Raw genomic sequence first — 7,391 nt, 5'->3', positions numbered from 1 at the left:
GCCTCGATCTCGTCGCCGGTGCCCACCGGCACGGTCGACTTGGTGACGACGACGGTGAAGCCCTGCACCAGGCGGGCGATCTCCTCCGCGGCCGCATAGACGTAGCTGAGGTCGGCGTAGCCGTCGCCGCGCCGCGACGGCGTTCCCACGCCGATGAAGACCGCGTCCGCTTCGCGGATGGCCTGGGTGGCGTCCGTGTCGAAGAACAGCCGGCCGGCCTTCACGTTGCTGGCGACCAGCACGTCGAGACCCGGCTCGTAGATCGGGATGCCGCCGGACCTGAGCTGCTCGATCTTCGAGGCGTCCTTGTCGATGCAGGTCACGACATGGCCGAAATCGGCGAAGCACGCCCCGCTCACCAGGCCCACATAGCCCGTCCCGATCATCGCCACGCGCATTCCAGAACTCCCCTAGGAGGCCGCCGCTTCTATCCACCCGGGATGCGGCGCCGCAACGGCACAGACGGTCCGCGAGTCAGCAAGACCCGCGCCGCTTACGACGAGATCCTCAGATCTCCTGGTTGTACTTGCCGACCTGCGGGCGTTTCGCCAGCCGCGGCTTGACCTCCTCGCGGAAGAGCGCGCGCATGTCGTCCTCCGAGCGGGTGCTCTCCACGACGACCACGATCTCGGGCTTGTTCGACGAGGCGCGGACCAGGACCCACGAGCCGTCCTCGAGCGCCACGCGGACGCCGTTGACGGTGATCACGTCGACGATCCTGCGGCCGAGGATCGTGCCGCCGGCCTTGGCGAACGCGCTGTACTCGGCGACCACGTCGTCGACGACCCCGTACTTCTCCTCGTCGGCGCAGTGCGGGCTCATGGTGAGCGACGTCCAGGCCACGGGCAGCGCCTTCTTCAGGTCGCTGAGCTTCTTGTCCGGGTTGCGGTCCAGCATCGACAGGATCGCGGCGGCGGCCACGAGGCCGTCGTCGTAGCCGCGGCCGATGGGCGGGTTCATGAAGAAGTGGCCGCTCTTCTCGAAGCCGGCCAGTGCGCCCAGTTCGGCGGTCTTGCGCTTGATGTAGCTGTGCCCGGTCTTCCAGTAGACGGTCTTGGCGCCGTTGGCCTTCAGCACGGGATCGGTGGCGAAGAGGCCCGTGGACTTCACGTCGACGATGAAGGTGGCGTCCTTGTGCAGCGCCGACAGGTCGCGGGCCAGCATCAGGCCGATCTTGTCGGCGAAGATTTCCTCCCCCTCGTCGTCGACCACGCCGCAGCGGTCGCCGTCGCCGTCGAAGCCGAGGGCGACGTCGGCGCCGTGCTCGCGGACGGCCTTGGCCATCTCGGAGAGCATGTGGTGGTCCTCGGGGTTCGGATTGTACTTCGGGAAGGTCCAGTCGAGATCGCAGTCCATCTCGACCACCTCGGCCACGCCCATGCGCCGCAGGGCCTGTGGGGCGAAGGCGCCGGCGGTGCCGTTGCCGCAGGCGGCGATGACCTTGAGCCGCCGGCTCAGGCTCGCGCGGGAGGCCGCGTCGGCGATGTAGCGCTCGGCCACGCCGCCGATGTGCGCCACCGAGCCGCCCGGCCGCTGCGCCCATTTCCCGCCGAGCACGATCTCCTTCAGCCGGCCCATCTCGTCGGGCCCGAAGGTGAGCGGACGCTGAGCGCCCATCTTCACGCCGGTCCAGCCGTTCTCGTTGTGGCTGGCGGTGACCATGGCCACGCAGGGGGCGTCGAGGTCGAACTGGGCGAAGTAGGCCATGGGCGAGACCGAGAGCCCGATGTCCAGCACCTCGCAGCCGGCGGCCACCAGCCCGATGGTCAGGGCCTGCTTGATGCTGAGCGAATAGCTGCGGAAGTCGTGCCCGACCACGATGCGGGTCTGGCCCATCTCGTGGATCAGCGTGCCCAGGCCCAGGCCCAGGGCCTGGACGCCCAGCAGGTTGATCTCGGGCCCGAACAGCCAGCGCGCGTCGTATTCCCGGAAGCCGGTCGCCTTCACCAGCGGCGCATTCTCGTAGTCGAAGGTGTTGGCGACGAGGTCGGCGCGGGGGGCAGGCAGCATCGGGACTCCGGGGGCGCACGCGGGGGCGGTGGGGGTGTTTAGCGCGGCCGATAGCCGCAGCGCCACTGAGGAAGCCTTAACGGGACCCCGCTGTTCCGCGGCGGCCGCTACATCACCCCGGCGCGCAGCAGGTCGTGGACGTGCAGGATGCCCACGGGCTTGCCGGCGTCGACGACGAAGAGCACCGTGACGGCGGGCGGCGGATCGCTCATCAGGGCCAGGGCCTCGCCCGCCAGCATCCCGGGGGGCGCCACCTTCTTTGGCCCCGGCGTCATCACCTCGCCGGCGGTGTGGTCGAGCAGGCCTTCGATGTGGCGGCGCAGGTCCCCGTCGGTGATGGCCCCCAGCAGCACGCCCTTTGGATCGACGACGCCGACGATCCCCCAGCGCTTCTCGCTCATGACCAGGAGCGCCTCGCGCATCGGCGTCTCGGGCGCCACCAGCGGCAGCTCCTCGCGGCCGTGCATGAGGTCGGCGGCCGTACGCAGGAGGGCGCCCAGCTTGCCGCCGGGGTGGAACACCTTGAAGTCCTGCGGCCGGAAGCCCCGCCGCTCGAGCAGCGCCACCGCCAGGGCGTCGCCCAGGGCGATCTGGAGCGTCGTCGAGGTGGTGGGCGCATTGACCGCGTCCGCGGCTTCCGGCGCATCGGGCAGGCGCAGCACGATGTCGGCGGCCAGGCCCAGGGCGCTCTCGGCCGAAGTGGTCATGCCGATCAGCGGGATATGGAACCGCGCCGCATAGGCGATCACGTCGGCCAGCTCGCGGGTCTCGCCGGTCTTCGACAGCGCCAGGATCACGTCGTCCTGGCCGATCATGCCGAGGTCGCCGTGGCTGGCTTCGCTGGGATGGACGAAGATCGCCGCCGAGCCGGTGGAGGCCAGGGTCGCGGCGATCTTGCGCGCCACGTGGCCCGACTTGCCGATCCCGGTGCAGACGATCCGGCCCCTCGCCCCGAACAGCATCTCGACCGCGGCCGCGAAGCTTCCGTCGAGCTCGCGCGCCAGGCGGGTCAGGGCCTCGGCCTCGGTCTCGAGCACCCGGCGGCCGACGGCGATGGTGTCCTTCTCGGTCATTGCGAGGGTGCGATCGCCTGGTTCTGGATGTTGCGCACCGCCTCACGCGCCTGATCGACGCGCTTCTGGGCGGCCTCGGTCTCGCGCTTCATGCGGGCCTGCATCTCGGGGCTGCGCAGCACCGGATCGTGGCCGAAGGGGGCCGGGGAGCGATCGCCGAGACCCTGCGGCCACACCAGCGCCAGGCCCACCGCCGCGGCGGCGGCGAGCGCGAGCAGGCCCAGGTAGAAGCGGTCGAACATGGCCCCGCTATAGCCCGCGCCGGGTTGACGGGGTAGGGCCGCCGATCTAGCCCCACCGTCCGCAACCGAAGGAGCCGCCGCCGTGCCCACCCTGATCCTGCTGCGTCACGGACAGAGCCAGTGGAACCTGGAAGACCGCTTCACCGGCTGGGTCGACGTCGACCTCACCGCCCAGGGCGAGGCCGAGGCGAAGAAGGGCGGCGAGCTGATCAAGGCCGCGGGCCTGTCGATCGATCGCGTGTTCACATCCGTCCTGACCCGCGCGATCCGCACCTCGTGGCTGGCGCTTCACGCCGCCGGCCAGACGTTCGTGCCCGAGGTGAAGGACTGGCGGCTCAACGAGCGGCACTACGGCGGCCTCACCGGCCTCAACAAGACCGAGACCGCCGCCAAGCACGGGGCCGACCAGGTGAAGATCTGGCGGCGCAGCTACGACATCCCGCCGCCGGACCTCGCGCCGGGCGGCGAGTTCGACTTCTCCCGCGACCGCCGGTACGCCGGCGCCAGCCTGCCGGTGACCGAGAGCCTGAAGACCACGCTCGACCGCGTGCAGCCCTATTGGGACGCCGACATCGTCCCGTGCCTGAAGCGCGGCGAAACCCTGCTGGTGGCGGCGCACGGCAACTCGCTGCGGGCGATCGTCAAGCTGCTGTTCGGCGTGTCGAACGACGACATCGTGGGCGTGGAGATCCCCACCGGCAATCCGCTGGTGATCGACCTGGACGCAGCCCTTAAGCCCACCGCGGCGCGCTACCTCGACGACGCCCGCGCCACGGCGCTGCCGCCGGTCTGACCACAGCGGTCTTCGCGCCGGCGCGATCGCGGGTCATGATGGCTCGATGACCGACGAAGACGCCATGCGCCGCGCCATCGCGCTCGCCGAGGCCCAGGTCGGCCGCACGGGCGAAAACCCGGCGGTCGGTTGCGTCATCGTTCGCGACGGCGTGGTGGTCGGCGAGGGAGTCACGGGCGAGGGCGGTCGGCCCCACGGCGAGGAGGTCGCCCTCGACCGGGCCGGCGAGCGCGCGCGCGGCGCCACGGTCTACGTCACCCTGGAGCCCTGTGCGAAGCGATCGGCCGGCGGCCTGTCCTGCAGCGAGCGGCTGGTCGCCGCGGGCGTCGCGCGCGTGGCCTACGCCTGCCCCGATCCGTCGGTGTTCGCCGCCGGCGACGGCGCGCGTCGGTTGCAGGCCGCCGGCGTGATTGCACACCTGGGGTTGCTCGGCGCCGAGGCGGCGCCCCTCTACGCGAGCTATCGCCCGGCAAAACCTACGGAAAGTCGCCGTTAATCGACCTGGCCTAACAAGGTTCACGCAGTCTTTCTCGTCAGCCGGCCGGATGTCGACCAACAGCGCACGCAGCCTCGTCCAGTCCCGCCTCTCGCAGGCGGAGGTCGACGTCGTCTGTGCGCGCCACGACCGGCTCTGGAGCGCCAAGCCCGGCGGCGCCCGGGCGGTGTTCGCCTTCAAGGACCTCTCCGGCGTCGATCTCCGCGGACGCAACCTGTGCGACGCCGACTTCACGGGCGCGATCCTGACCGATTGCCAGCTGCGCGGGGCGCGCCTGGACAACGCCACCCTCTTCTGCGCCGACCTCACCGGGTCCGACCTGCGGGAGGCCTCGCTGCGGCGGGCGGACCTGCGCGGCTCGTGCATGCGCAACGTGGACCTGACGGGCGCCGACCTGTTCGAGGCGGACCTGCGGGAGGGCACGCTCGCGGCCGCCGACCGCCAGTTCGGCCTGCGCAAGCTGGAGACCGGCGCGCCCAACCTCGGCGAGCTGCAGGGCGCGATCCTGGCCGGCGCCAACCTCGAGCGCTCGCGCCTGTCGGGCGCCATGGCCGTCCGCGCCGACTTCACCGACGCGGTGCTGAAGGACGCCAAGCTCATCCGTGCGAACCTGAAGCAGGCGACCCTGTCGGGCGCCAACCTGTCGGGCGCGGACCTGTCGGGCGCCGACCTCGCCGGGGCCGACCTCACGGACGCCATCCTGGTGGGCGCGCGCACCGTGGCCTGGAACGTCTCCAACGCGAACATGGCGGGGGCTCTGACGGACGTCCCGGTGGGGCGCCCGCTGAGCGATCTGCCGTACGACCAGATGATCAGGGACCACGCCCGCTGGTGCGAGACCGGCGGGGGCGAGGGCAAGCCGTCGTCGTTCGACAACGCCGACCTTCGCGCCCTGGGATCGATCAAGGGCTACAACCTGACGGCCCTGTCGGCGAAGGGGGCGGTGTTCTACGGCCTCGACATGGAGGGCGTGCAGCTTCAGGGCGCGCACCTGGAGGGCGCGGACCTGCGCAACTGCACCCTGCGGCGGGCCGACCTGCGGGGCGCACGCCTGGTGGGCGCCAAGCTTTCGGGGGCGGACCTGCGAGACGCCCAGATGGGTCCGCTGCTACTGGGCGCGGACCGCGTCCTGCCGTGCAACCTGGCCGGGGCGCAGCTCAAGGGCGCCGACCTGTCGAACGCCGACGTCCGCCACGCGGTCTTCGCCGACGCCGACATCAGCCGATCGAACTTCACCGGGGCCATGGTCAAGCAGGCCGACTTCAGCGCCGTCGCGCACCGGCAGGGCGCCCGCGGGCTGGACGATGTGATCTGACCGCCATGCGGCTCGCGACGCCAAGCCAGGAGCCGTTCCTGCCGGGCCGCCGCCGCCTGAGCGAAGGCGAGCTTGCGATCCTGCTCGATGGCCACGCCCGCTTCGTGGCCGGCAACGGCGGCAAGCGCGCCCACCTCAGCTACGTCGACTTCAGGGGGCTGAACCTGGCCGGGCGGCAGCTGGCGGGGGCGGACTTCACCGGCTCGGTCTTCGACGGCGCCGAGCTGGCCGGCGCCAACCTCGAGGGCGCGATCCTGGCGGGCTGCGACCTACGCGCCGCCAACCTGCGGGCCGCCAACCTGCGCCGGGCCGACCTGCGCGGCGCCTGCCTGCAAGGCGCCAACCTTGCGGGGGCCGACCTGACCGAGGCCGACCTGCGACCGGGCGTGATCGGCCGGCCGCATCCCACCAAGGGGCTGCCCGCGGTGGTGGAGGAGGGACGCGGCGGCGAGATCGACGGGGCGAACCTGTCCGGCGCCACCCTGGACCGCTCGCGCCTGGACGGCCTCTACGCCGCCGAGGCCGACTTCGCGGACGCCTCCCTGCGCGGCGCCGTGATCACCGACGCCAACCTGAAGCGCGCGAACTTCGCCGGGGCGCTGCTCGCGTCGGCCTCGCTGTCCGGCGCGCAGCTGGAGGGCGCGCAGTTCGCGGGCGCGGACCTCCACGCCGCAGACCTGGCCGGGGTGCGCAATGCGAAGCTGGACGGCGCCGTCGAGGCGCCGACGCGCGACGTGATCGCCCGGTGCGCGAAGCTGGTCGAACAGGCGCGGGCGCATTCCGCCTGGGTGGCGTCGGGCGGCGCGGACGGCGCCCCCACGCAGCTCGACGGGGCCGACCTGCGCCCCGCCGGCGAGGCGCTGCGGGGGCTGAAGCTGAGCGCCCTGAGCGCCAGGGGCGCGAACCTCGCCGGTCTGGACCTGACAGGCGTCGAGCTGCAGGGCGCCAATCTCGAGGGCTGCGACCTGCGCGGCGCGATCCTTGAGGGCGCCGACCTGCGCGGCTGCCGCCTGATGCGGTCGGACCTCACCCGCGTGAACCTGGCGAAGGCCAACGTCGGCCCCCTGCCGCTCGGGCCCGGGCGCTCGACGCCGGCGAACCTCACCGGCGCCCGGCTGCGCTACGCCCGGCTCGACGGCGCGACCATCACCGACGCCGTCCTGCAGGACGCCGACCTTCGCGGCGCGCGGCTACCCGCTTAGGGTCTTGTCCCGAGCCTCAGACGGCGGCGCGGTTGGCCGGCGGCTCGACCGACCAGATCTTCTCGATGTTGTAGAACGAGCGGACCTCGGGCCGGAAAAGGTGGACGATCACGTCGCCAGCGTCGATCAGGACCCAGTCCGCATGCGGCATGCCCTCGACGCGGCACTTGCCGTACCCCGCCTCCTTCAGGGCGCGCAGCAGATGGTCGGCCATCGCGCCCACGTGCCGCTGCGAACGGCCCGAGGCGACGATGAGCCCG

The 7,391-nt window shown here is 71.9% G+C and carries 9 protein-coding genes; 4 read left to right on the top strand and 5 right to left on the bottom strand.

The window, feature by feature from the left end; translation table 11 throughout:
• The 4 genes from JNK30_RS08390 to JNK30_RS08375 form a co-directional block, all read right to left on the bottom strand.
• Positions 1 to 398, bottom strand: a 398-nt coding sequence (locus JNK30_RS08390; RefSeq protein WP_367118739.1) for a 2-dehydropantoate 2-reductase N-terminal domain-containing protein, incomplete at its 3' end; no start/stop codon positions are given.
• Between the two features lie 109 nt (positions 399 to 507).
• Positions 508 to 2,010, bottom strand: coding sequence for a phosphomannomutase/phosphoglucomutase (locus JNK30_RS08385; RefSeq protein ID WP_293481613.1), 1,503 nt, complete (start codon positions 2,008 to 2,010; stop codon positions 508 to 510).
• 107 nt (positions 2,011 to 2,117) lie between these two features.
• The gene (locus tag JNK30_RS08380) at positions 2,118 to 3,083 is read right to left on the bottom strand and encodes a KpsF/GutQ family sugar-phosphate isomerase (protein WP_293481612.1); all 966 of its coding nucleotides are present in this window, start codon (positions 3,081 to 3,083) and stop codon (positions 2,118 to 2,120) included.
• Positions 3,080 to 3,325, bottom strand: coding sequence for a hypothetical protein (locus tag JNK30_RS08375; protein ID WP_293481611.1), 246 nt, complete (start codon positions 3,323 to 3,325; stop codon positions 3,080 to 3,082). The genes JNK30_RS08380 and JNK30_RS08375 overlap by 4 nt, the downstream gene beginning before the upstream one ends.
• Positions 3,326 to 3,407: 82 nt before the next feature.
• On the opposite strand from JNK30_RS08375, the gene gpmA reads away from it, so the two are divergent.
• Genes gpmA through JNK30_RS08355 form a run of 4 tightly spaced genes read left to right on the top strand, consistent with a single transcriptional unit; the run spans position 3,408 to position 7,131 of the window.
• Entirely contained in the window at positions 3,408 to 4,118 is a 711-nt protein-coding gene (gene gpmA, locus JNK30_RS08370; protein WP_293481610.1) for a 2,3-diphosphoglycerate-dependent phosphoglycerate mutase, read from the top strand.
• Positions 4,119 to 4,164: 46 nt separating this feature from the next.
• Positions 4,165 to 4,614 (top strand): deaminase, encoded by a 450-nt coding sequence (locus JNK30_RS08365; RefSeq protein WP_293481609.1) that lies wholly within the window; start codon positions 4,165 to 4,167, stop codon positions 4,612 to 4,614.
• Positions 4,615 to 4,663: 49 nt separating this feature from the next.
• Positions 4,664 to 5,929, top strand: coding sequence for a pentapeptide repeat-containing protein (locus tag JNK30_RS08360; RefSeq protein WP_293481608.1), 1,266 nt, complete (start codon positions 4,664 to 4,666; stop codon positions 5,927 to 5,929).
• 5 nt (positions 5,930 to 5,934) lie between these two features.
• Positions 5,935 to 7,131 (top strand): pentapeptide repeat-containing protein, encoded by a 1,197-nt coding sequence (locus tag JNK30_RS08355; protein ID WP_293481607.1) that lies wholly within the window; start codon positions 5,935 to 5,937, stop codon positions 7,129 to 7,131.
• Positions 7,132 to 7,147: 16 nt separating this feature from the next.
• Here the strand turns inward: JNK30_RS08355 and rsfS are convergent.
• Positions 7,148 to 7,391: ribosome silencing factor (gene rsfS / locus JNK30_RS08350; RefSeq protein WP_293481606.1), on the bottom strand; the 244-nt coding region annotated here is incomplete at its 5' end.

Origin of the sequence: Phenylobacterium sp. (assembly GCF_016793225.1) — a bacterium.
Taxonomy (GTDB): Bacteria; Pseudomonadota; Alphaproteobacteria; order Caulobacterales; family Caulobacteraceae; genus Phenylobacterium.
This window is presented reverse-complemented; position numbering and strand designations above follow the sequence as displayed.